Below are 25,046 nucleotides of genomic sequence, written 5' to 3'. Positions count from 1 at the left end.
CGAAACCGGACGCGGGCGCCGAACGAGGAGCTACTTGGCCTTCTTGGCCTGAACCTTGGCGTACTTCTGCTGGAACTTCGCCACCCGGCCCGCGGTGTCCAGGACGCGCTGCTTGCCGGTGTAGAACGGGTGGCAGGCGCTGCAGGTCTCGACGTGGATCGAGCCGCCCTTGGCGGTGCTGCGGGTGGTGAACGTGTTACCGCAGGAGCAGCTGACCTCGGTGGTCACGTACTCCGGGTGGATGTTGGACTTCATCTCGCCTCGGTCCTCTCGTGGATGGTCGCCGGGTCGCCGTCGGTGTCCGTCGCGGCGCGCGACGGGCTCGGGCGTGAACCGGAACCGGTGGCCGATTGACCAGTGTGCCATGGGCGTACGCCGACCCGGCAGTCGGGCCGCACGGCTGGTCCGGCATCGACAACGCACGCCCCACCTGCTGCATTCCCGACGCCTGGCCGGGCATTCGTCCCGGCACGGCCGCCGTCGGCGTCGTGCCCCGCCCGGGGCACGCGGCGCGGACGGCGGGACCGCCGACGACGTACGACACGGAGGAGCCGATGGCCCGCCTGATCGCCACCCGGGGACTGCCCGCTTCCGGCAAGACCACGTTCGCCCGGACCCTCCAGCCCTCCGTGGTCCGCGTCAACCGCGACGACCTGCGCCGCATGCTGCACGGCGAGCGGCTGTTCACCCAGTGGGCGGAGTGGCAGGTCACCGTCGTGCAGCGGGCGCAGGTCGAGGCGCTGCTGCGGGTCCACGCCGACGTCTGCGTCGACGACACCAACCTGCGGTCGCGGACCCTGCGCGACTGGGCCGACCTGGCCGCCCGGCACGGCGCCGGGTTCGAGGTGCACGACTTCACCGACGTGCCGCTGGCGGAGTGCCTGCGCCGCGACGCCGCCCGCCCCGAGGCCGACCGGGTCGGCGAGGCGTGGATCCGCCGGCTGCACGAGCGCTACCTGGAAGGTCGTACGCTGCCGCTGCCCGTGCCGCAGGCCCGGACGGGGCGGCCCGCCACGGTGCACGCCCCGTCGACCGAGCCGCCGGAGATCGTCCTGGTGGACATCGACGGCACGGTCGCGCTGAACGTCTCGCGCAGCCCGTACGACATGACCCGGGTCGCCGAGGACGAGCCCAACCCGGCGGTGATCGCGGCGGTCCGGGCGATGCACGCCGCCGGATACGGCGTGGTGTTCTGCTCGGGCCGGGACGCCACCGCGCGCGCCGCCACCGAGGCGTGGCTGGCCCGGCACGTCCGGGTCCCCTACCTCGGCCTGCACCTGCGCGCCGTCGGCGACAGCCGGAAGGACTCCGTGGTCAAGCGGGAGATCTACGAGCGCGAGATCGCCGACCGCTACCGGGTGGTCGGCGTCTTCGACGACCGTCAGCAGGTGGTGCGGATGTGGCGCGCCCTCGGCCTCACCGTCTTCCAGGTGGCCGAGGGCGACTTCTGAGCGGTCGCGGGTGTGAGGAAGGGCACCTTCCCATCGCCTGGGCGACAGGAAGGTGCCCTTCCTTGCATCTCAGGCGGCGGGAGCCGCGGCGGCGGCCGTCAGGGTGACGGTGGCCTCCGCCCGCGCGCCGTTGACCGCGACGGCGAGCTTGACCTGCGCGCCGGGGCGCAGGGCGGTGAGCTTGCCGGTGGCCGGGTCGAAGCGGGCCACGTGCCAGGGCTTCAGCCCGAGGATCGAGCCGACGTGCACGTTCGGCGAGGCGGACCAGTCCGCGCTCACCGGCGCCGCCACCGGCACCGTACGCCCGCCGGGCTGGGTCACCGTGGCGGTGACCGTCGCCGGGGCGCCGACCGCGACGCTGGCCGGGGCGGTCAGCGTGAGCGCGTCGACGTGTGCGTGCGTCTCGGCGCTGACCCAGCGTGGGCCCTCGACGAGGGGGTTGCGCCGGGCCCGGTCGGCCTCGGCCGGGCTCACCGGGTCCACCCCGAACTCGGTCCACCCGGTGAAGCCGCCCTGGTCGGCGGGGGTGGAGGGGTTCTTGCCCGAGTTGCCGTTGATCAGGTACGGCACCCCGTCGACCCGGTCGGCGTGGAAGGTGCCGACGTGCCCGCCGACGAACGCGGCGCCCTTGCCGGTGCGGTGCTGGAAGTCGGCCAGCCACTGCTCCAGCAGCGCCGCCTCCTTCCGGTCGCCGAGCTGGCTGGCCTTGGCCGGGCTGGGGTCGCGCGGCGGGTGGTGGTGCAGCACGACCACCGAGCCGACGGCCGGGTCACCGGCCGCCGAGTCGAGCGCCTCGCGCAGCATCCGCACCTGGTCGAAGCCGCCGCCGCGCAGCGAACCCGTCGACGAGTTCAGCGTGACGAACCGGGTGCCCTTGTGGTCGAAGGTCCGCTCGGTGTCACCGAAGGCGGCCCGGAAGTTGGCGATCGGGGCGCCCATGATCTCGTGGTTGCCGGGCACGTAGTAGTACGGCAGTTCCCCGCCGAGTTCCTCGTCCAGCAGCCGCTTGGCGAGCGCGAAGTCCGCCGGGTAGGCGGTGTCCACGAAGTCGCCGTTGATCACCAGGAAGTCCGGCTTCGCGGCCTTGACCTCGCGGAGCGTACGGCGGGCCTGGGCGACCAGGTCGCTGTCCGGGTTCGCCGCGACGAACTGCGCGTCGGACAGGACGGCGAAGCGCCAGGGCGCCCCGTCCACCGTGCCGTCGCGCAGCACCACCCGGTCGGTGCGCGGCTTCTCGGCCGGCGCGTCGACCGTCGGCGGCACCTTCGCCACCAGGTCGTCGATGATGACCTCGCTGCGGTACTGCGCGGCGGCGTTGGTCTCCGCCACGTAGAACCGGCGGACCCGCACCGGGTACTGCACCCCGGCGGGGACGGCGAACTCGACGTACTTCCAGCCCGTCCAGGTGATCAGCGGGCCGCGCAGCACGTGCTGGGTGTCCTGGGCGTCGTGCAGGTGCAGGCTGGGCCACTCCCCCGTGCCGTTGCCGTGGATCCACATGCCGAACGCCTGCGGCTGGCCGGCGACCTCGATCCAGGCGGGCGGGTCCGCGTACGCGGCCCGGGTGCCGGTGGACTGGCTGAAGTCGTACGTCATCTTCAGGCCCGTGCCGGTGCGGCCCGGCGCGGGCGCGACCGCGCCGCTGGCCCGCGCCTGGCTGAACTTCCAGGCCGCCGCGTCGTCGAAGCCGGCCACCGGCACGTCGGTCAGCCCGACGGTGACCGGCAGGACGGTGCTGCTCCGGCCGACGTGGACGGTGACCAGCGCCGAGCCGGTGTCCCGCAGGGCGGTGACGGCGAGGTTGCCGTCGGCGGTCGGCGCGATCTTCAGCAGGTCCTTGTCGTAGTCGAGCTTCAGGTCGGCCGGCTCGATGGGGGCGGTGTTGCCCTCGGCGTCGTAACCGACGACGCCGAACAGCGCGCTGCCCTCGGCACCGGTCAGGCCGACCCGGTCCACCGTGGAGTCGATCCGGGCCAGCGGCCCGAGCACGGTCAGGTCGAGGGTGCCACGGGCCGCGCCCCGCGAGGCGGTGACCGTGGTGCTTCCGGGCAGGAGGGCCCGGAAGCGGCCCTTGCCGTCGACGACGCCGTGCACCGCCGGGTTGGCCCGCCACGTCGGCGCGCCGGCCGCCGGGCCGTACGTCTCGTCGTGGCCGGCGGCGGTGAGCTGGCGGGTCAGGCCGGGGAAGACGCGGTCGGGCCGGCCGCCGCGCACCGGCGCGACGCCGGGAGCGGTGGTCGGGTCGCTGGCGGTCTCCAGCCAGTACCCGGTGAGCCGGCCGCTGCCCTTGGGCGCGTAGATGGCCAGGCCGTTGGGCACGGCCCGCTCGCTGCCGTCGGACGGGCTGTTCTCCACCTGCACGGCCGCCGCACCCGGTTCCCGGGCGAGCAGCGTCGAGGAGCCGCCGCCGTCGAGGTTGAGCGCGTGGTGGGCGCCGAGTTCGGCCATCATGCGGCCCATCTCGGTCTGGGTGACGCCCCGGCTGTCGACCTGCCGACCGTCCACAGTCATCATGATCATGCGCCGGCCGTCGGCGGAGAAGCCGACGGACGTGCGCGGGGCCAGCGACGCGTCGGCGATGCTCTGCACCACCCCGTCGCGGACCAGCACGTTGCCGCCGCCGACGGCCGCGTGCAGGTTGCTGCCGTCGGCCGGCTTGGGCCGGTAGGCGACCGTCACCGCGTCGCCGGGACGCAGCCCGGCGAGGGCGTCCGCGCCGGCGTCGCGGCCGAGCAGCACGGTGGTGCCGGCCGGGACCGCCCCGCTTCCGGCCGTCCCGGCGACGGTGGCGACGCGGCCGTCGACCACCGTGACCTCCGTGACGCGGGCGGCGCCCTCGACCGCACGTTGCCGGGTGTACGATCCCCAGAGCGCGGTGAACACGCCGATCCCGTTCGCCTGGATCATGTTGTTGAACTGGGTCAGCGTCACCGGACCGGTCGGCAGGGTCGCGGTGCCGTCGAAGTTCACCTCGATGACCCGGCCGAGCCCCTCGGTGGTGATCGCGACGGCGTTGCGGTGCCCGCTGACCGCGGACTGGACCAGTTGGCCGTCGCGGACGCCGACCCCCTGGGCGGCACCGGAGTTGTTGATGTCGAAGAAGTCGCCGTTGACGGCGGCAACCGCACGGGCCGCGTCGACGGCGCCGCGCAGCGGCTCGGCCCGGCTGACCGCGCCGGAATTGACGTAGTCCACGGTGAGGCCGCCGGTGAGGTCGGCGGTCAGCGCGTCCGCGCGCAGCCAGCCGTCGGCGTCGTACCGGTCGAAGGAGGTCAGGTTGAGGCCCGGGGCGACCGGGCGGGTGGTCTTCGCCGTCTCCAGCCCGCCGGCCGGCTCCACGCCGGTCGGGGCCGCGGCGGCCGACATGCTCGCGGCCGGATCGCCGGCGAGCGTCACGGAGCCTGCGGAGTACGAGGAGGCGCGCGGCGCGTCCTCGGCGGCGGTGAGGGACGGGTCGGTGGCCGGAGCGGGCGCACCGGCGTTCGCCGGCACGGTGCCGGCCAGGGTGAGCAGCGGCGTCAGCAGCAGGACGCCTGCGAGCCGGGCGGATCGTCTGCGGGTACGCATGGGCGACAGTCAACCGGACGATGAATAGAAGTTTCAATAGCTGCCGGCCAAAGCGAAGGAAAACTCCACCCTTCCGGCGGTCGTCCCCGCCATTGCCGACACCGCCCTCCGGAGCACGGGCCCCTCGGAGCGCGGGCCTCAGGGAGCGCGGGCCCCGCACCGCACCGCACCTCCCCGCACCGCACCGCACCGCACAAGCGGAGCCACAATCCGGCAGCACGTGCCGCGACCGCGCGCCCCGCCGCCGCACCCCACGGCCACACCACGACATGTGCTCGAGGCCCCACGGCCACCCACACCGCGCGTGCGCTCGGTGGGTCGCCCTGCGGCGTGCGCCCGGGACCGCACGACCACCCACATTCGGTCACGGAGAGTGGGCGACTCTGCGCCGCTCCACCCCTCGCTCCGCCCCCTTTGCTCTGCATCCATATCCGCACCGGACACGCCATGTAAGCGGTGCCTATGTGGATGCAGAGCAAAGGGGAACTGGAGGATGATGCGGCCGGATCGCACCCCACGACGAATTACCTGGTCACAGGCCCTCAGCAGCGACGGCCGAGGCGGCAAGCTCTTCACGCGCCCAAATTCGGTCACGTAGAGTCACAACGAAGGCTCTTCGAGCCGAAGGTTACCGATCGTCACGGAAGCGAGCTGGCAAGGTGTATCGTCCGGCTGCCCGTCTGCGGTACACAGCGCCCAACGCCCGGCACCCGGCCGACGCCCGGCACCCGGCACCGCACCGGCACCGGCACCGGCACGCGGCACCGAAGCTCACCCACGAAACCGACGGGCAGGGACGCGAAAAGGGCACGGCCTCCTGGCCGTGCCCTTCTCGCTGTCTCACCCGGGGAGGGTCACTCCCCCGGCGTCGACTTGGCGATCTGCATCAGGAACTCGATGTTGGTGCGGGTCTGCTTGAGCTTGTCCAGCAGCAGGTCCAGCGCCGCCTGCGAGTCCAGCGAGTGCAGGACCTTCCGGAGCTTGTGGATGATGGCCAGCTCCTCCGGCGCGAGCAGGATCTCCTCCTTGCGCGTGCCGGACGGGTGGATGTCGATGGCCGGGAAGATGCGCTTGTCGGCGATCTTCCGGTCCAGCTTCAGCTCCGCGTTGCCGGTGCCCTTGAACTCCTCGAAGATGACCGTGTCCGCCATGGACCCGGTCTCCACCAGCGCGGTGGCGAGGATGGTCAGCGAGCCGCCGTTCTCGATGTTGCGGGCCGCACCCAGGAAACGCTTCGGCGGGTAGAGCGCGGTGGAGTCGATACCACCCGACATGATCCGGCCGCTGGCCGGCGCCGCCAGGTTGTACGACCGACCGAGGCGGGTCACCGAGTCGAGCAGCACGACCACGTCGTGGCCCAGCTCGACCAGGCGCTTCGCCCGCTCGATCGCCAGCTCGGCCACCGTGGTGTGGTCCTGCGGCGGACGGTCGAACGTCGCCGCGATGACCTCACCCTTCACCGACCGCTGCATGTCGGTGACCTCTTCGGGCCGCTCGTCCACCAGCACCACCATCAGGTGGCACTCCGGGTTGTTGTGCGTGATCGCGTTCGCGATGGCCTGGAGCACCATCGTCTTACCCGCCTTCGGCGGCGACACGATCAGCGCGCGCTGGCCCTTGCCGAGCGGCATGACCAGGTCGATGACCCGGGTGGTGAGGATGTGCGGCTCGGTCTCCAGCCGCAGGCGCTCCTGCGGGTAGAGCGGGGTGAGCTTGTAGAACTCCGGCCGGCGCTTCGCCTCGTCCGGCTCCATCCCGTTGATGGTGTCCAGCCGCACCAGCGGGTTGTACTTGTCCCGCCGCTGCTCGCCGTCGCGCGAGGCGCGCACCGCACCGGTGATGGCGTCGCCGCGCCGCAGGCCGTACTTCTTGATCTGCGACATGGAGACGTAGACGTCGTTCGGGCCGGCCAGGTAGCCGGTGGTCCGTACGAACGCGTAGTTGTCGAGCACGTCGATGATGCCGGCCACCGGGACGAGCACGTCGTCCTCGCCGACCTGCGGCTCGCGCCCGCCGTCGCGCCCGCCATCGCGGCCACCGTCGCCGCCCTCGGCGCGCTCACCGCGGCCACGGCGGCGGTCCCGGAACCGGCTGCGCCGGCCACGCCGGCCACCGCTCTCGTCGTCGTCGCCGTCGTTGTCACGCTCGACGCGCTGGCCCCGGTCGCCGCGCTCGTTGCGGTCACGGTCGCCGCCCCGCTCGGCACGCTCGGCACGCTCGCCCCGCTCGTTGCGGTCACCGCGCTCGGCACGTTCGCCGCGGTCACCCCGCTCGTTGCGCTCGCCCCGCTCGGCACGGTCACCGCGCTCGGCACGGTCACCCCGCTCCGCGCGGTCACCGCGGTCCGCACGCTCGGCACGGTCACCGCGCTCGTTGCGGTCGCCGCGCTCGGCACGGTCGCCCCGCTCCGTACGCTCGCCGCGCTCGCCGCGCTCGGCACGGTCGCCGCGCTCGGCACGGTCGCCGCGCTCGGCACGGTCGCCGCGCTCGGCGCGGTCACCGCGCTCACGGCCGCGGTCGGCACGCTCGCCGGCCTCGGCCTCGTCCGCGCGCGTCTCCGCCGGACGAGCCTCCGCCGGACGAACCTCCGCCGGACGGGCAGCCTCCGCCTCACGAGCCTCCGCCGGACGGGCCTCCGCGGCCCGTGCCTCGGAGGTGGCGGCCCGGCTGCGCCGGGTCCGGCCACGGGGCTCGGCCTCGGCAGCCGCCGGCTCCGCCGGAGCCTGCTCCGCGGTACGCCGCCCGGCCGCCGGCCGCTCGGTGCTCTCGCGGACCTCGGCGTGGGCCTCTTCACGGGCGGGAGCGGCAGCGGCCTCGGCCCGCGGTCGAGGGGTCCCGGCGGTGGCGCCGCCCTGCCGCTCGGAGATCGCGCTGATCAGCTCGCCCTTACGCATGCGGGCCGTGCCCGAGATGCCGAGCGACGCGGCCAGGCTCTGCAGCTCCGGCAGCAGCATCGCCGACAGGCCGGTGCCGCTACGCCGACGACGGGCGGGGGCGGCGGCGGTGGTGGCATCGCCAGCGACGTTGGAAACATCCGACGTCACGTCGGTGGTGTCGCTCAATGGATTCCTTCCCTCGATAGGCCGGGACTGCCCGGAGTCGAAAACAAGGTGGCCGGGCGGCCTCGGTGCACCCGCCTCGCATGGACGCGTCGCGGGAGTCTGTGACACAGCAGCCGGTCGGTTTCCCGACTCACCGAAGGTCGGTGAGCAGGTCTCGCCGTCTGCGGCGACCTGTGAAGACTGCGGTGCGGCGTGGGCCTAGGCAGGGGTGACGGGCTGACCGCCGAGAGCTTCGGGGGTGCGCCGACCCGCAGGGAGATCGCATGCTTCGCGGCTGTGCTAAGTCTAGAGCGTAATCAACTCTTCCGACCTGCGGCAACAGGGTCCCGCTCTGCGTGTCCCAGTCTACCCCGGGCAACCTGTGCTCCGCGCCCGTCTGGATCCAACCGCCAGACCTCCCAGCCTGTTCCCGGGTCGAAGCCCTCGGGCGGGCCGGTCAGGGCCAGGACGGTCGGGCCCGCACCACTGACCACGGCGGCCACACCGGCCTCACGCAGCGCTTTCACCAGGGCGGCGCTTCCCGGCATGCCGTCGGCGCGGTAGTCCTGGTGCAGCCGGTCGACCGTGGCCGGCAGCAGCAGATTCGGGTCGGCGGTCAGCGCGTGCACCAGCAGCGCGGCGCGGCCCGCGTTCAGCGCCGCGTCGTCGTGGGGCACGGTGGCCGGCAGCGCGGCCCGCGCGGTGGCCGTCAGGCCACGCTCCGCCGGCACGAAGACCGTCGGGCGTACGCCGTCGGCGACCGGCAGCGACACCGCCCGGGCGCCGGAGGGCTCCGTCCAGGCCAGGGTGAAGCCGCCGAGCAGGCACGGCGCCACGTTGTCCGGATGGCCCTCGATCTCGGCGGCGAGGCGCAGCGCGGCGGCGTCGTCGAGCCGGGTCTCGCCGTCGGTGACCAGCGCACGGGCCAGCAGCACGCCGGCGACGATCGCCGCGGACGAGGAACCCAGCCCACGGGCCTGCGGGATGCGGTTGACGCACTCCACCGCCAGCCCGGGCGGCTGCCCGCCGAGCCCGTCGAAGGCCGCCCGCATGGCGCGGACGACCAGGTGCCGGTCGTCGGCCGGCAACTCCCCGGCGCCCTGCCCGGCCACGGTCACCGTGACGCCCCCCGCCGTCACCTCGGCGGCCACGTCGTCGTGCAGCGCCAGGGCGAGCCCCAGGGCGTCGAACCCCGGCCCCAGGTTGGCGCTGGTGGCGGGGACCCGGACCCGGACCGGGCCGGAGATGAAGTTCGTCGGCACGGGCTCATGGTAGGGCTGCGCACCGACGGGGCGGATCGCCGCCCGCCGGATGGGACCGGGCCCGACGGCCTCGTCACCGGACGGTGGTGGCGCCGCCGGTCCGTTAGCCTGGCCCGACCGACGGCGGCTGGAGGCGGGAATGCGCGAATTCGAGTACCTGGCGAGGACGGTCGTCTTCGAGGCGCCCACGGTGCTGGTGCTGCTGGTCGGGCTCGTACTGGCCGCGACGGCTGGGGGGCGGCTGCCCCGGAAGCCCCGGCTGCTGGCGCTGTCCGGGCTCGGCGTGCTGCTGGGCAGCGCACTGTTCAACGTGGCCTGGATCCTGCTGCTGTCCCGCGCGTTCAGTTTCGACTGGGGATATTCGAACTTCCGGCTCATGAACCTGGCCTACGGCGGGGTGCAGGCCCTGGCGTACCCGATCGGGACGGGTCTGCTGATCGCGGCGGTGCTGGTCGGGCGGCGGGCGGGCGGCGCGGAGGCCGGCCCGTTCGGCGGACGGCCGCTCGCCGGCGGCGGGCCGGTGCCGACCACCGCGCCGGGGCCCGTCGCCCAGCCGGTGCCGCCGACCGACCCGGGGTGGACCGTGGAGGGCGGGGCCGACGTGCCGGCGCAGTGGGGCGGTCGATCCCGGCCGGACACGCCGACGGGCGCCGGGACGGACCAGCCCTGACCGCCGGGCGGGACGGCGGGCGGCGCGAGCGCGCGGCGCTCGGAGTCGGCGGGCGGCGTGTGCGAGCGCGCGGCGCTCGGGCCGGCCGCCGCCGTCAGCGGGCGGCGCTCGGGGCCGGTTGCGCGGCCGGGTCCGTGAGCGAGAGCCGGCGGGTGGCGATCCGCCAGCCGACCGCGTAGACCACCGTGACGAGGCCGCAGCTGGCCAGCACCACCCGCTCGTCCACGGTGTCCACCACTGCGGCCACGGCGAGCTGGCTGACCGAGACGGCGAGCGTCGCCAGCATCATGTCGGTGGCGAAGACGCGGCCCCGCAGCCGGTCCGGCACCTCCCCCTGCAGGGCGAAGTTCGACATCACCCAGTTGCTGCCGCCGGCGAAGTGGGCGACGAAGACCAGGGCCAGCACCAGCGGGAACCAGTTGGCGACCGAGGTGCCGAGGTAGGCCAGGCCGTAGAGGGACATCGACAGCGCCAGCCCGGGCAGCAGCCAGGCGCGGTTGGTCAGCACCCGGCGCATCAGGATCGGCCCGACGAGCGCCCCCGCCCCGCGGACCGCGAAGAGCAGCCCGGTGCCGACGGGACCCACGCCGTACACCGCCGCGAGCAGCGGGAACACCGTCAGCACGCCGTTGCCGAGGCCCACCGCCGACTTCACGGTGACCAGCGCCAGCACCCTCGGCCGGTGCCCGATGTAGCCAAGCGCCTCCCGGATCGCCGGCCAGGTCCGCTGCACGGGCAGCTCCGCGTCGCGGGGCGCCTGCAACGGCCGGCGGATCAGCGTGGCCAGGCCCGCGGCGACCACCAGGCCCACCGCCGCCACCCAGAAGCAGGCGTACGGGCCGACGGCGGCGCTGAGCACGCCACCCAGGGAGGCGCCGACGACGGTCATGGTGCCCCAGGCCGAGCCCGCGACGGCGTTGCCGGCGGCCAGCTCGTCGGGGTCGAGCACGTTGGGCAGGGCCGCCTGGGCCGCCGGGGAGTAGAACGCCTTGGCGACCGCCACGACACCGATCCCGGCCATCGCCAGCCAGGCGGTCTCCGCGCTGCGGACGCCGAGCAGCAGCAGCACGCCGAACAGGGCCGCGACGTTCGAAATGATCATGATCTTGCGCCGGTCGAACCGGTCCGCGATCGTGCCCGTGTACGGCAGCAGCAGCGCCACGATCCCGGTGTCGACGGCGAGCACCAGCGCGCCCCACACGCCGCTGCCGGTCAGGTCCGGCAGCAGCACCAGCAGCGGCACCATGACGAACCAGTCGGCGCCGAAGACCACCAGCTCGGCGAGGAACAGATTGCGGAAGTTGCGGTTGTGGGTGAGGACCGAGACGGTGGACGGCACGTTCGGGACCCTACCGGGCGGTGACCGGCGGGCCAGGCGTACGGCGGGTACCTGACCGAACGCGAACACCCCCGGCGGGTGGGACCCGTCGGGGGTGTTCGCGCACTGCCGTTACTCGGCCGGCGGCAGCGGGGACGTGCGGCTCTTCGGCAGCCGCAGCACCTCGAACTGGTCGGTGCCGTCCACCAGCGCGCCCGACGGCGTCGGCCGGGACGCCGGGGCGTCGGTGGCCTCCGTGCCGGCGGTGGACGGGGCGCCCCCGGCGGGCACCGGGACCTGCTCGGCGGCGGGCGCCCCACCGTCGTCGCCGGCCGGCTCGCCGTCGCCCGTGCCGGTGGCCGGGGCCACCCCGCCGGAGCGGCGGGCCCGACGGGCGCGGAACGACTCCTTGGTGTTCTCCGCCATGGCATAGAGCGTCGGCACCAGGATCAGGGTGAGCAGCGTCGAGCTGAGCAGCCCGCCGATCACCACGATCGCCAGCGGCTTGGAGATGAAGCCGCCCTCCCCGGTGAGGCCGAGCGCCATCGGCAGCAGCGCGAAGATGGTGGCGATCGCCGTCATCAGGATCGGCCGCAGCCGGCGCCGGCCGCCCTCGACCACCGCCTCCTGGACCCCCATGCCCTGGGCCCGGTACTGGTTGACGAGATCCAGCAGCACGATCGCGTTTGTCACCACGATGCCGACCAGCATGAGCACGCCGATCAGCGCCGGCACACCCATCGGGGTGCCGGTGGCCAGCAGCAGGCCGATCGCGCCGGTCGCCGCGAACGGGATGGAGATCAACAGGATCAGCGCCTGGACCAGGCTCCGGAACGTCGCCACCATGATCAGGAAGACGATCGCGATGGCGGCGAGCACGGCCAGGCCCAGGTCGGCGAAGGCCTCCTCCTGGTCGGCGCTGACGCCGCCGATGGCGAAGGTCGCCCCCGGCACGTCGATGCCGTCCAGCTTCTTCTGCAGCTCCTGCGTGATGGCGCCGAGGTTCGAGCCGGTGGCCGTACCGGTGACGGAGACGCTGCGCTCGCCGTCGATCCGGCTCACCTGCTGCGGGCCCTCGGTCTGGGTGACGTCGGCGATGTCGTCGAGCTTCACCGGCCCGACCGGCATCGCGCGCAGTTCCTCCACCGTGGTCGGCGGCTTGCCCGCGAACCGCAGCACCACGTCCCGCTGCCCGTCGTCGAGCGTGACCTGCCCCAGGGGCGAACCACGGAACGCCTGGGCCACCACCTGGCCGACGGCGGCCTCGGTGAGCCCGACCCGGCCGGCGGCGACCCGGTCGACGGTGACGTCGACGCGCGGCACCCGGGTGGCGAGGCTGGTGGAGACGTCCTCGACGCCCGCCAGCCCGGCCATCGCCGACCGGACCTCCTCGGCGGCCCGGGTCAGCGCCTCCGGGTCGGTGCCCTGGACGACCACCTCGATCTGGTTGGCCGCCGCCCCGCCCTGGCCGGCGCCGAAGCTGACCTCACCGACGGCCGGGCCCAGCGCGTCGAACTCCCGGCGCAGCTTCTCCCGCATCTCCTGGGCGTCGGTCCCGTCACCGAGGGCCAGCGACCAGTTGGCGACGTTGTTGCCGCCGCCGCCGAACGGGTTGTCCCCGCCGCCCGCCGTGACCTGGTACGTCTCGACGTCCTCGGTGCGCTCCAGCACGGCCTCGATCTGCTTGGCCGCCGCGTCGGTGCCGAGCAGGCCGGTGCCCGCCGGCAGTTCCTGGGTGATGCTCAGGGTGTCCTGGCCGGAGTCGTCGATGAAGTTGGTCTCCAGCTGGCGGGACAGGCCGAAGGTGCCGAACAGCACGAGCACGCCGAGCCCCAGCGTGATCCACCGGGTGGCCCGCTTGCGGGTGGCGAACCCGATCACCGGCAGGTACGCCCGCTGCAACGGGTTGCGCAGCTCCTTCTCCTCGGCCGCCCGACGCACCTCGGCGTCGTCCGCCGTGCCGCTCGGCGGCTTCAGGAACCAGTACGCGAGCACCGGGATGACGGTCAGCGAGACCAGCAGCGAGGCGAGCAGGGCCACCGTGACGGTGATCGCGAACGGCGCGAAGAGCTGCCCGACGAAGCCGCCCACCAGGGCGATCGGCGCGAAGACGGCGACCGTGGTGAGGGTGGACGCGGTCACCGCGCCGGCCACCTCGCGGACGGCGGCGAGGATCGCCTGCCGCTTCGGCTCGCCGTACTCCAGGTGTCTCTTGATGTTCTCCAGCACGACGATCGAGTCGTCGACCACCCGGCCGACCGCGATGGTGAGCGCGCCGAGGGTGAGCAGGTTGAGCGAGTAGTCGCCGATCCAGAGGGCGATCAGGGCGACCACCACCGAGAGCGGGATGGAGACCGCGGTGACCACGGTGGAGCGGACCGACAGCAGGAAGACCAGGATGACGATGACGGCCATGACCAGGCCCAGCAGGCCCTCGGTGGTCAGGCTCTCGATCGACTTCTCGACGAAGGGCGCCTGGTCGAAGACGACGGTCAGCTCGGCGCCGGAGGCCTCCCGCAGGTCGGCGAGGCGGTCCCGGATCTCGTGGGAGATCTCCACGGCGTTGCCGTCCGGGGAGGCGGTGACCGCGATGCCCAGGCTGTCCTTGCCGTTGGTGCGGGTGATCGCGGTGGCCGGGGCGAGCTGCTGCTCGACGGTGGCCACGTCGCCGAGGCGGACCGGGGCCGCCCGGCCCGTCGCCGGCGCGACCACGACGCCCCGGAGGTCGTCCAGCGTGGCGAGCCGGGTGCCGACCTGCACCGGGAGCGCGCGGGTGCCGTCGGTCACCGCGCCGGCCGGCACCGTCACGCCGTTGGTCTTCAACGCCGCGCCGAGGGCGGTCGGCTGGAGCTTCGCCGCCGCCAGCTTGGCCGGGTCCGGGGTGACCACCACGACGTCGTCGCGGGCGCCGGTCAGGTCGACCGTCCGCACCCCCTCGATCGCCTCCAGCTCGGGCACCACCGTGGCGCGCAGCTTCTCCGCGAGGACGCGCTGGTCGTCACCGCCGGAGGCGGCGAGCACCACCGCGGGCAGGTCGTCGGTGCTGCCGGCGATGACCTGCGGGTCGACTCCCTCGGGCAGCTGCGCGTCGATCCGGTTGAGCGCGGTCTGCATCTTGTTGACCACGTCGTCCAGGTCGGTGCCGAACTCGTACTGGACCTGGACGGTCGTGGAGCCCTCGCGGGAGGTCGAGGTGACCTGGTCCAGCCCGGGGATGCCCTGGAGGGCGTTCTCGATCGGCTCGGTGACCTGCGACTCGACGACCTCGGGCCCGGCGCCGGGGTAGACCGCCACGATGAAGGCCGCCGGGAACTCCAGCGACGGCAGGAGTTGCTGCTTCAGTGACGGTACGGCGAACGCCCCGAACAGCGTGGTCACCACCGCGATGAGGGCGATCAGCCCTCGGTTGGCGAGGCTGAATCTGGCGAGCAGCGACATCGGCGTGACTCACTCCTGGAAAGGCGATTGGCGGGGGTACGGATTCTCCCCCACCCGGCCCGACCGGCCCCGGTCGGCCCTGCCCCAGTCCGATGCACAGGACTCGCCTGCGCCGCCCCGATTTTCCTCCCGTCGACCTCGGCCGGCGCCGATCCGCCGGCGGCTCAGGCGAGGCCGATCCCGCTCGCGGCTCAGGCGAGGTCGAGGCAGCGGGCGGCGGCCAGCGGGTCGTTGGCGATGGTGGTGGGCACGGGCGCGGTGGAGATCGCCCACTCCGGGTCCTTCAGGCCGTGGCCGGTGACCGTGCAGACCACCGTCGAGCCGGCCGGGACCCGGCCGGCGGCGGCCTGCTGGAGCAGGCCGGCCACGCTGGCCGCGCTGCCCAGCTCGACGAAGACCCCGACCTCGCGGGCGAGCAGCCGGTACGCGGCCAGGATCTCCCGGTCGGTGACGGCGGCGATCAGCCCGCCCGAGGAGTCCCGGGCGTCGAGCGCCCTGGTCCAGCTCGCCGGGTTGCCGATCCGGATGGCGGTGGCGATCGTGGACGGCTCGCGGACCACCTCCCCGGTGACGATCGGGGCGGCGCCGGCGGCCTGGAAGCCGTACATCTTCGGGGCCCGGGTGGCGTTGCCGTCCCGCAGCTCCTCCGAGTAGCCCATCCAGTAGGCGGAGACGTTGCCGGCGTTGCCGACCGGCAGGCAGTGGATGTCGGGCGCGTCACCCAACGCCTCGACGATCTCGAACGCGGCCGTCTTCTGGCCGTGCAGCCGGTCGATGTTGACCGAGTTGACCAGGGCGACCGGGTAGTCCTGCGCGAGCTTGGCGGCCAGCGACAGGCAGTCGTCGAAGTTGCCGGTGACCTGGAGCAGCTTCGCCCCGTGCACGAGCGCCTGGGCCAGCTTGCCCAGCGCGATCTTGCCCTGCGGCACGAGCACCGCGCAGGTCAGGCCGGCGCGGGCCGCGTACGCCGCCGCGGAGGCGCTGGTGTTGCCGGTGGAGGCGCAGATGATCGCCTTGTTGCCGGCCTCGACCGCCTTGGAGACCGCGAGGGTCATGCCCCGGTCCTTGAACGAGCCGGTCGGGTTGGCGCCCTCCACCTTCAGGTGCACGTCGCAGCCGAGCCGGGCGGAGAGCACCGGCGCGGGCAGCAGCGGCGTGTTCCCCTCGTGCAGGGTCACGACCGGGGTGGCGTCGGTGACCGGCAGCCGGTCCCGGTACGCGTCGATCAGACCCCGCCACATGTCGTTCTCCCTCGCCTCTACCGTCCCGCCGAGTCGGGCACGCCTCCAGCCTGGACCAGTCTCGCCGTGTGCCCGCCGGCGCACCCGCAGTTAACCATCAGGCGAGACGCGGAAGCGCTCGCCCCGCCGGGCCGGGACAGCGGACGGGCCCAGGCGCGCCCGACCCGCACCGCCGGCGGTCACGGGCCGGCCCGCTCCCGTCACCGGGGCCCCGCGGACGGACCGCTCAGAGCCCGCCCTCGACCCGCAGCACGCTCGCCACGGAGCGGACGATGTCCAGCCCGTGCAGCTCCCGCACGGTGGCGGCGAGCGCCGCGTCCGGCGCCACGTGGGTGACGATCACCAGGTCGGCGTCCTCGCCCCGGCCGGTCGCGCCGCCGCCCGCCGGGCCCTGCCGCACGGTGGCGATCGACACGTTGTGCCGGGCGAACACGCCGGCCACCGCCTCCAGCACACCCGGCCGGTCGGCCACGTCGAGGCTGATGTGGTAGCGGGTCAGCGCCTCCCCCATGGGCCGCACCGGCAGGTCGGCGTACGCGCTCTCGCTGGCCGACCGGACCCCGGCGAGCCGGTTGCGGGAGACTGCCACCACGTCGCCCAGCACCGCGCTGGCCGTCGGCGCGCCGCCCGCGCCCCGGCCGTAGAACATCAGCGGCCCGGCCGCCTCGGCCTCGACGAAGACCGCGTTGAACGCGTCGCCGACGCTGGCCAGCGGGTGGCCCAGCGGGATCATCGCCGGGTGCACCCGCACGCTGACCGTCTCCCGGCCGGCGGCGTCGGCGCCCCGGGCGGCGATGCAGAGCAGCTTGATGGTGCACCCCATCGCCTTGGCGCTGGCCACGTCGGCCGCCGTGACCTCGGTGATGCCCTCCCGGTGCACGTCGGCCGCGCCGACCCGGGTGTGGAAGGCCAGCGAGGCGAGGATGGCCGCCTTGGCCGCCGCGTCGAAGCCCTCCACGTCGGCGGTCGGGTCGGCCTCGGCGTAGCCCAGCTCGGTGGCCTCCTCCAGCGCCTCCGCGAAGCCGGCGCCGGTGGCGTCCATGGCGGAGAGGATGAAGTTGGTGGTGCCGTTGACGATGCCGGTGACCCGGTTGATCCGGTCGCCGTGCAGCGACTCGCGCAGCGGGCGCAGCAGCGGGATCGCCCCCGCCACGGACGCCTCGTAGTAGAGGTCGCCGCCGCCCTCGGCCGCCGCGTCGTGCAGGGCGGCGCCGTCCTCGGCGAGCAGCGCCTTGTTGGCCGTGACCACGCTCTTGCCGGCCCGCAGCGCCTCCACCAGCCAGCCCCGCGCCGGCTCGATGCCGCCGACCACCTCGACGACCACGTCCACGTCGTCGCGCTTGATCAGCCCCAGCGCGTCGGTGGTGAACAGGGTCGGGTCGACGGGCAGGTCGCCCCGGTCGCGGCCGAGACGGCGTACGGCGATGCCGGCGATCTCCAGCGGGGCGCCGATCCGGGCGGCGAGGTCGGCCGCCTGCTCGTGCAGCAGCCGGACCACCTCGCTACCGACCGTGCCGCAGCCGAGCAGTGCCAGGCGCACAGGTGATGTCATCGGTGTCGCGGCGTGGATACCCCGGCCTCCAGGCAGGGGAGGAAACGCCGCTCCCTCCCCTCGGTGAGTGTTCTCAGACCGGTAAGATATGAGGCGTGGGTGAGGTAGTGAAGCGGGCGTACAAGTACCGCTTTTATCCATCCCCTGAGCAGACCGAACAGTTGAACCGGACGTTCGGATGCGTGCGTCTGGTCTACAACCGGGCGTTGGCAGCGCGCACCCGGGCATGGGCCAACGACCGGCAGCGCACCAGCTACGTGCAGTCCTCGGCGTGGCTGACGGATTGGAAACGCACCGACGACCTGGCGTTCCTCAACGAGGTGTCGTCGGTGCCGTTGCAGCAGACGCTGCGACATCTGCAAAGCGCTTTCGCCGCCTTCTGGGACAAGCGCGCCCGATACCCCCGATTCAAGTCCAAGCGCAAATCGCGCGCGTCGGCGGAGTACACCCGGTCGGCGTTTCGCTGGCGCGACGGTCGGCTCACCTTGGCGAAAATGCACGCGCCGCTGGCTGTCGTGTGGTCCCGGCCCCTGCCCGAAGGCGCGAATCCGTCCACGGTGACGGTGTCCCGAGACACGGCCGGTCGCTGTTTCGTGTCCCTGCTGGTGGAAGACCCGACCGTCGTGCCGCTGCCGCCCTCGTCCAGCGTGGTCGGTGTGGACGCCGGCCTCACCAGCCTGGTGACCCTTTCCACCGGAGATAAGGTCACCAACCCGCGTCACGCGCGCGTCGAGCGGCGGAAGCTGGCCATAGCGCAGCGGAACCTGTCCCGTAAGGAAAAGGGGTCCGCGAACCGGGCCAAGGCCCGTGTCAAGGTGGCCCGTATCCATGCCCGCATCGCCAACCGGCGACGCGATCATCTGCACAAGCTGAGCACTCGACTCATCCGCGAGAACCAAACGGTCATGATCGAGGATCTCACCGTACGCAACATGCTTCGCAACCATCGGCTGGCCCGGGCCATCTCCGATGCGGCCTGGTCGGAACTGCGCAACATGCTGGAGTACAAGGCAGCCTGGTACGGCCGCACCGTGATCGCCATCGACCGGTTCTACCCGTCGTCGAAGACCTGCTCGGCGTGCGGACGCATCAACACCAAACTCACCCTCGGCGTCCGCGTCTGGACGTGCCCCAGCTGCGACACCACGCACGACCGGGACGTCAACGCCGCCAACAACATTCTCGCCGCAGGGCTTGCGGAGAGGTAAAACGCCTGTCGAGCTGACGTAACACCTCACGGGATTCTCCCTACGGGCAGTCGGCGACGAAGCAGGAACACCTTCGGGCGACCGAAGGAGCCCCCGCCCATCAGGGCGGCGGAGGATGTCAACCCACGTCCAATGCCAGCAGGTCCTCTTCGGTCTCCCGCCGGACGATCAGGCGCGCCTGGCCGTCGCGCACCGCGACCACCGGGGGGCGGGGCACGTGGTTGTAGTTGCTGGCCATGCTCCGGCAGTAGGCACCGGTGCCCGGCACCGCGACAAGATCTCCGGGCTGCACGTCGGCGGGCAGGAATTCATCCTTCACCACGATGTCCCCGGACTCACAATGCTTTCCCACCACGCGGGCGAGCATCGGCTCGCCGGTCGACGCCCGGGACGCCAGCGTCGCGGAGTAGGACGCGTCGTAGAGCGCGGTGCGGATGTTGTCGCTCATCCCGCCGTCGACGCTCACGTAGGCACGACGCCCGTCCGCTCCGTCACCACCAGTGCCTACCGGCACGGACTTGACCGTGCCGACCTCGTAGAGGGTGAACACGGCCGGCCCGACGATCGCCCGCCCCGGCTCGATCGACAGGTGCGGGACCGCCAGCCGCTCGGCGGCGCACTCGGCCTCGACGATCCGGCGCAGCCGCTTCGCGAGGTCCTGCGGGGCGGCCGGGTCGTCCTGCGTCGTGTACGCGATGCCGAAGCCACCGCCGAGGTCCAGCTCGGGCAGCTCCACCCCGCGCGCGTCGCGGATCTGCGCCTGGAGGCCGAGCACCCGGCGGGCGGAGACCTCGAAGCCGCTGGCGTCGAAGATCTGCGAGCCGATGTGCGAGTGCAGGCCGCGCAGCTCCAGCACGCCCTCGTCGAGCACCCGGAAGGCCGCCTCGGCCGCCGCCCCGCCCGCGAGGGAGAAGCCGAACTTCTGGTCCTCGTGCGCGGTGGCGATGAACTCGTGGGTGTGCGCCTCGACGCCGACGGTGACCCGGATCATCACCCGGGGGCGCACGCCCCGCTCACGGGCGAGCGCGGTGAGGCGGCCGATCTCGTCGAACGAGTCGAGGATGATCCGGCCGACCCCGGCGTCGAGCGCCCGGCTCAGCTCGGTCACCGACTTGTTGTTGCCGTGGAAGCCGATCCGCTCGGGCGGCATCCCGGCCGACAGCGCGGTGGCCAGCTCGCCCCCGGTGCACACGTCGAGGTGCAGGCCCTCCTCGGCGATCATCCGGACCACGGCCCGGCAGAGGAAGGCCTTGCCGGCGTAGTAGACGTCGACGCCGTCGAAGGCGGTGCGGAAGTCCCGGGCCCGGGACCGCAGGTCGTCCTCGTCGAGGACGTACACCGGGGTGCCGAACTCGGCCGCGAGGTCGCGGACGCCGAGGCCGGCCACGGCGAGCACGCCGTCGCCGTCGCGGGTGACGTTGCGCGGCCACAGCTGCGGCACCAGGGCGTTGACGTCGACCGGGGTACGCAGCCAGGACGGCCCCCGGCTGCCGATGTCACCGTGCAGCGCACCGGCCTCGTGAGCACGCATTACCGCTCCTACATCCTTTCCGGGGCCGAGACGCCCAGCAGGCGCAGGCCGTTGGCGATCACGGTGCGGGTGGCGTCGTTCAGCCAGAGCCGGGCCCGGTGCAGGTCGGTGGTCTCCTCGTCGCCGCGCGGCAGGATCCGGCACTCGTCGTAGAACCGGTGGTAGGCCCCGGCCAGCTCCTCCAGGTAGCGGGCCACCCGGTGCGGGCCGCGCAGCTCGGCCGCCGCAGCGACCACGGCGGGGAACTCGGCGAGCGCCTTGAGCAGCTCGTTCTCCTTCTCGTGGCCGAGCAGGTCGGGGCGGAACGCCTCGGCGTCGCCCCGGGTCAGCCCCACCTCGGCGGCGTTGCGGCCCACGCTGGCCGTCCGGGCCGCCACGTACTGCACGTAGTAGACCGGGTTGTCGCGGGTGGCCCGGGTCCACAGCTCGACGTCGATGTCGATCGGGGAGTCGCTGGAGTAGCGGGCGAGCGCGTAGCGGGAGGCGTCCACGCCGATCGCGTCGACCAGGTCCTCCAGGGTCACCACCGTGCCGGCCCGCTTGCTCATTCGGACCGGGGCACCGTCGCGGACCAGGTTGACCAGCTGGCCGATCAGGATCTCCAGGCTGCGCTCCGGGTCGTCGCCGAAGCAGGCGGCCATCGCCTTCATCCGGCCGATGTAGCCGTGGTGGTCGGCGCCCAGCATGATCACGACGCGGTCGAAGCCGCGCTCCCGCTTGTCGAGGTAGTAGGCGCAGTCGGCGGCGAAGTAGGTCCACTCGCCGTTGGACTTGCGCAGCACCCGGTCCTTGTCGTCGCCGAAGTCGGTGGTGCGCAGCCAGGTCGCGCCGTCCGACTCGTAGAGGTGGCCCTGGTCACGCAGCCGCTGGAGGGCCAGGTCCAGCTCCCCCCGTTCGTGCAGGTCCTTCTCGTTGAAGTAGGTGTCGAACTCCACCCCGAAGCCGCGCAGCGAGGACTTGATCTCGGCGAACATGAGCTGCACGCCCTCGACCCGGAAGACCTCCTGGGCGGCGGCGTCGTTCAGCTCCAGCACGTCGGGTCGGGCACCCCGGACGGCGTCGGCGATCTCGCTGATGTACGCACCGGCGTACCCGTCCTCGGGGGCCGGCTCGCCCTTCGCGGCGGCGAGCAGCGACCGGGCGAACCGGTCGATCTGGGAGCCCGCGTCGTTGAAGTAGTATTCCGTCCCGACCTCGGCGCCGGTGGCGCGCAGGAGCCGGCTCAACGCGTCGCCGACGGCCGCCCAGCGGACGCCGCCGATGTGCACCGGGCCGGTCGGGTTCGCCGAGACGAACTCCAGGTTCATCCGCTGCCCGGCGAGCCGGTCGCTGCGCCCGTACGCCTCGCCCGCCTCGACGATCGTGCGGGCGAGCTGGCCGGCGGCGGCCGCGTCGAGCCGGATGTTGAGGAAGCCCGGGCCGGCGATCTCCACCGACTTGACCCCCGGGGCCCGGCCGAGCTGCTCGGCGAGGGCCGTGGCCAGCTCGCGCGGCGGGACGCCCACCTTCTTGCTGAGCTGGAGGGCCAGCGTGGAGGCGTAGTCGCCGTGCTCGGGGCTGCGAGGTCGCTCGACCGCCGTCCGCTCCGGCAGGGCGGAGCGGTCCAGGCCACGCTCGGTGAAGACGGCGTGGGCTGCGGATAGGACGACCTCGGCGAGTTCTGCGGGAGTCACTGATCCATGTTATCGGGGGTAGACTCGGCACCCGCGGCGGCGACCCAGTGTGTGAGACCGGCCCGCCGGATCCCCTGACCGACCGACCTGACGAGGCACGATGAGCATCAGCACACCGGGTGGCGGCCCCGAGCGGCGCCCGAACGTGGTCAGCACCGGCAAGAAGCCGGCAGCGGGCCGGCCGGCAGCAGGCGCCAAGACCGGGTCCGGCGGCGCCAAGCCCGGTTCCACCGGCGCGAAGACCGGTTCCACCGGCGCCAAGGCCGGGTCCGGCAAGCCGACGGGCACCCGCCCCGGCGCCGGGGGCAAGGGCCGCAAGCCCATCACCCCGGTGAAGGTGAGCCAGGGCCGCTCATGGGGGCCGATCGCGCTCTTCGTCGCCGTGGGTGTGCTGGCCGTGGCGATCATCGGCTACGGCGCCTGGGCGACGTTCCAGGGCGCCAAGCCCTGGGAGGACCGGGCGGACGCGATCGACGGCATCGTCAACTTCCGCGAGAAGGACAAGGACCTCGTGTCCGGCGGCAACCACAAGACGGGGCCCCTCACCTACACGGTGCTCCCGCCGGTGGCCGGCCCCCACAACGCGGCCTGGCAGAACTGCATGGGCGACGTCTACCCCGCCCAGATCGCCAACGAGCACGCGGTGCACAGCCTGGAGCACGGCACGGTCTGGATCACCTACCGTCCGGACCTGGCCGCCGACCAGGTGACGAAGCTCGCCGACAAGGTGCGGGGCAAGGAGAAGCTGATGCTCAGCCCGTTCGAGGGGCTGGACAAGCCGATCTCGCTCCAGGCGTGGGGCTACCAGCTCAAGGTCGACAACGCCGACGACGGCCGCATCGACGAGTTCATCAAGACGCTGCGGGTCAACGCCTCGATCGAGGGGCCGACCGCGCTGTGCAGCCAGGGCATCACCGCCACCGGCACCACGCCGCGCGACGACGCCCAGCAGATGCCGCAGGGCTGAGGAGAGCGATGAGCATCCCGACCATGACCGCGACCAGCGAGCCGGCCAGCCCGGCTCCGGAGGAACGGCGGTCGCCGGCCCGCTGGGGCACGGCCGCGCTGGCCCTGGCCGTCGTGGTCGGGCTGCTCCTCGGGTACGCCGGTGGCATGCTGACCCCCCGGCTCACCCGGCCGGGCGACGCCTCGGCGGAGGCGGGCTTCGCCCGGGACATGCTGACCCACCACGCGCAGGCGGTGGAGATGGGCCTGGTCGCCTTCGACGAGGGCAGCGACCCGGAGGTCCGCAGCATCGGCGGCGACATCGCCACCTCCCAGCAGGGCGAGATCGGCACAATGCACACGTGGCTGCGCTCGTGGGGGCTCGACCCGGCGGGCAGCGAGCCGCCGATGTCGTGGATGTCCGACGGCGCCGGCCTGGTCAGGAACGGCCTCATGCCGGGCATGGCCACCCCCGAGGAGATGGCGAAGCTGCACGCGGCCGAGGGCCGGGAGCTGGACGTCCTCTTCCTGCAACTGATGATCAGGCATCACCTGGGCGGCATCCACATGATCGACGGCATCCTCGACGTCAGCGACGAGCCCGACGTCGTCAGGACCGCGCAGACCATGAAGAACACCCAGCGCAATGACCTCACCAATCTCCAGAACGCGCTGAAGCGGCTGGGCGGCTGACCCGCCGCCGCACCGTCGCCCGTCGAGAGGTCCGCGTCGCCGCCGTTTCACCCGGCCGACGCGGACCTCTCGCCATCCCGGCCCCCTCAGGGAGCCGGCCACCCCGCACCCCTGTCCGCTTTGAGTGGTAAGCGGTGTCATGCACGATCTACCCCATTGCGACACTAAGAGAGTTTTCTCCACACATATCGTGACCAGTTGCGATTCGGGCTCGTTGCGCAGGACGTGGGGGTTGCACTGAGAGACGCACGGCGTTCGGTCACCAGCTGGTGCCGGCGCCACACCATCGGCGGTGACGGGGCGGTGGCAGCCGTCCGTCGCGGACAGCGGCAGGGCGAGCCGGGAACGCTCAGCCGCGAACAGGAGCTCGAACTGATCGACGTCCTGCGGGGCGTCCATCCCGACGAGCTGGGCCTGGACGAGGAGCTGTGGACGCGGCAGAGCCTGCACACCCTCATCCAGCACCGCTTCGAGCCGTCCATGGACGCCGGGGCGGTGGGCGCGTACCTGCGGGCCTGGGGGCTGGGCCCGCGGGAGCCCCGGGAACGGGCCTGCGGCCTCTGCGTCGGCGCGGTGGAACGCTGGGTGCGCAGCGACTACCCGGCCATCACCCGGGCGGCGCAGGAGCACCTCGCCGAGGTCTACTGGATCGGCCGCGTACGCCTGCGGGGCACGATGCCCGCGGCGGACGTCATCTCCGCCGTCTCCTCCCGCGGCCGGGTGCGCTTCATGATCACCACGCCGTCGGTCGACCCGCCGCTCCCGCGCGACTTCGTGCTGCGGCTCAGCGGCGAGGAGCAGCGGACCGTGCACCTGATCGTCGACGGCTCCTGGCCCCGCAACGAGTGGCCCCGGCGCCTGCCCCGCCGCATCGTGCTGCACCCGCTGCCGAGCTGCGGCCGCGCCGTCGCCGCCTGACCACCCGCGCCCGCCCCCGCACCAGCCGGCCGCATCCGCGAGCGGCATCGGCGAGTGGAACGTCAGGGGTGTATCCGGTGCCCGGAGACACCCGTGAGGTTCCACTCGTGCCGGCCGGAGGGCTCTCCGGCAGCGGCGTCCGGCGCAGGTGGAACAGGGCGGCACCCGTCACCGGTCCTCCGGCGAACGACACCAGCAGGGCGGGGCGACACGAGGGCGCGCGCCGGATACCGATTCGGCGTTCCGGGGAGACGTTTGCTAGTCTTCTCCAGTCGCTGAGCCCCCGTAGCTCAGGGGATAGAGCACCGCCCTCCGGAGGCGGGGGCGCAGGTTCGAATCCTGCCGGGGGCACCACACCACACCAGTCAACACCTCGCTCATCCGAGGTTGACCGTTCCCTCCGTCGATCTTCGAACGACGACGACCACGCAAACGCCCGACGACAGGTGTCGTCGGGCGTCTCCGTGTCCAGGGCTGCGGCGAGGCCGTTCCCCGCAGCGATGCACTGCTGCGGCCCGGGTGCGGTGTCACCCGGGCC

The 25,046-nt window shown here is 73.1% G+C and carries 16 protein-coding genes and 1 tRNA gene; 7 read left to right on the top strand and 10 right to left on the bottom strand.

All coding sequences use genetic code 11. From position 1 onward, the window contains the following. Positions 1-30: 30 nt before the first annotated feature. The gene (rpmE, locus tag ABZ573_RS18180; protein WP_088998650.1) at positions 31-255 is read right to left on the bottom strand and encodes a 50S ribosomal protein L31; all 225 of its coding nucleotides are present in this window, start codon (positions 253-255) and stop codon (positions 31-33) included. A 104-nt stretch (positions 256-359) separates the two neighbouring features. Here rpmE and ABZ573_RS18175 point away from each other — a divergent pair, with 104 nt between their 5' ends. Further along, positions 360-1,451 (top strand): AAA family ATPase, encoded by a 1,092-nt coding sequence (locus ABZ573_RS18175; protein ID WP_358119465.1) that lies wholly within the window; start codon positions 360-362, stop codon positions 1,449-1,451. 69 nt (positions 1,452-1,520) lie between these two features. Here the strand turns inward: ABZ573_RS18175 and ABZ573_RS18170 are convergent, their stop codons facing one another. The 3 genes from ABZ573_RS18170 to thrB form a co-directional block, all read right to left on the bottom strand. After that, positions 1,521-5,018, bottom strand: a complete 3,498-nt coding sequence (locus ABZ573_RS18170; RefSeq protein WP_358119240.1) for a phosphodiester glycosidase family protein — start codon at positions 5,016-5,018, stop codon at positions 1,521-1,523. 854 nt (positions 5,019-5,872) lie between these two features. Continuing rightward, the gene (rho, locus tag ABZ573_RS18165; protein ID WP_358119237.1) at positions 5,873-8,080 is read right to left on the bottom strand and encodes a transcription termination factor Rho; all 2,208 of its coding nucleotides are present in this window, start codon (positions 8,078-8,080) and stop codon (positions 5,873-5,875) included. 296 nt (positions 8,081-8,376) lie between these two features. After that, a complete protein-coding gene (gene thrB / locus ABZ573_RS18160; protein ID WP_358119234.1) occupies positions 8,377-9,321 on the bottom strand; it encodes a homoserine kinase in 945 nt (314 codons plus the stop codon). A 139-nt stretch (positions 9,322-9,460) separates the two neighbouring features. Here thrB and ABZ573_RS18155 point away from each other — a divergent pair, with 139 nt between their 5' ends. Beyond that, complete coding sequence (locus ABZ573_RS18155; RefSeq protein ID WP_151452894.1) at positions 9,461-9,991, top strand: hypothetical protein; 531 nt, start codon at positions 9,461-9,463, stop codon at positions 9,989-9,991. A 94-nt stretch (positions 9,992-10,085) separates the two neighbouring features. Here the strand turns inward: ABZ573_RS18155 and ABZ573_RS18150 are convergent, their stop codons facing one another. The 4 genes from ABZ573_RS18150 to ABZ573_RS18135 form a co-directional block, all read right to left on the bottom strand. Further along, a complete protein-coding gene (locus tag ABZ573_RS18150; RefSeq protein ID WP_151452895.1) occupies positions 10,086-11,330 on the bottom strand; it encodes an MFS transporter in 1,245 nt (414 codons plus the stop codon). Positions 11,331-11,441: 111 nt separating this feature from the next. After that, positions 11,442-14,747 carry an efflux RND transporter permease subunit gene (locus ABZ573_RS18145; RefSeq protein ID WP_358119230.1) on the bottom strand — a complete coding sequence of 1,102 codons (3,306 nt, stop codon included), beginning with the start codon at positions 14,745-14,747 and terminating at the stop codon, positions 11,442-11,444. 191 nt (positions 14,748-14,938) lie between these two features. Next, complete coding sequence (thrC, locus tag ABZ573_RS18140; protein WP_132231180.1) at positions 14,939-15,988, bottom strand: threonine synthase; 1,050 nt, start codon at positions 15,986-15,988, stop codon at positions 14,939-14,941. A gap of 226 nt (positions 15,989-16,214) precedes the next feature. Beyond that, complete coding sequence (locus tag ABZ573_RS18135) at positions 16,215-17,528, bottom strand: homoserine dehydrogenase (RefSeq protein WP_358119462.1); 1,314 nt, start codon at positions 17,526-17,528, stop codon at positions 16,215-16,217. 107 nt (positions 17,529-17,635) lie between these two features. Here ABZ573_RS18135 and ABZ573_RS18130 point away from each other — a divergent pair, with 107 nt between their 5' ends. Continuing rightward, complete coding sequence (locus tag ABZ573_RS18130) at positions 17,636-18,748, top strand: RNA-guided endonuclease TnpB family protein (protein WP_358119226.1); 1,113 nt, start codon at positions 17,636-17,638, stop codon at positions 18,746-18,748. Between the two features lie 118 nt (positions 18,749-18,866). On the opposite strand, the gene lysA is transcribed toward ABZ573_RS18130, so the two are convergent. Further along, entirely contained in the window at positions 18,867-20,279 is a 1,413-nt protein-coding gene (gene lysA, locus ABZ573_RS18125) for a diaminopimelate decarboxylase (RefSeq protein WP_151452900.1), read from the bottom strand. Between the two features lie 8 nt (positions 20,280-20,287). Beyond that, positions 20,288-21,952: an arginine--tRNA ligase gene (argS, locus tag ABZ573_RS18120; protein ID WP_358119223.1), complete on the bottom strand. Its 1,665-nt coding sequence runs from the start codon at positions 21,950-21,952 to the stop codon at positions 20,288-20,290. Positions 21,953-22,052: 100 nt separating this feature from the next. Here argS and ABZ573_RS18115 point away from each other — a divergent pair, with 100 nt between their 5' ends. The 4 genes from ABZ573_RS18115 (at position 22,053) to ABZ573_RS18100 (ending at position 24,862) form a co-directional block, all read left to right on the top strand. Beyond that, a complete protein-coding gene (locus ABZ573_RS18115) occupies positions 22,053-22,919 on the top strand; it encodes a DUF3105 domain-containing protein (protein WP_151452902.1) in 867 nt (288 codons plus the stop codon). An 8-nt stretch (positions 22,920-22,927) separates the two neighbouring features. Continuing rightward, on the top strand, positions 22,928-23,590 hold the full coding sequence (locus ABZ573_RS18110; RefSeq protein ID WP_358119220.1) for a DUF305 domain-containing protein: 663 nt from the start codon (positions 22,928-22,930) through the stop codon (positions 23,588-23,590). Positions 23,591-23,815: 225 nt separating this feature from the next. Next, positions 23,816-24,508: a winged helix-turn-helix domain-containing protein gene (locus ABZ573_RS18105; protein WP_151452913.1), complete on the top strand. Its 693-nt coding sequence runs from the start codon at positions 23,816-23,818 to the stop codon at positions 24,506-24,508. Between the two features lie 279 nt (positions 24,509-24,787). Next, positions 24,788-24,862, top strand: a tRNA-Arg gene (locus ABZ573_RS18100). The last annotated feature ends 184 nt before the right edge of the window (positions 24,863-25,046 follow it).

It is taken from the genome of Micromonospora sp. NPDC007220, from assembly GCF_040634035.1.
GTDB classification, from domain to species: Bacteria; Actinomycetota; Actinomycetes; order Mycobacteriales; family Micromonosporaceae; genus Micromonospora; species Micromonospora reichwaldensis.
The sequence above is the reverse complement of the archived record's forward strand: the minus strand, read 5'-3'. Positions and strand labels throughout refer to the sequence as shown.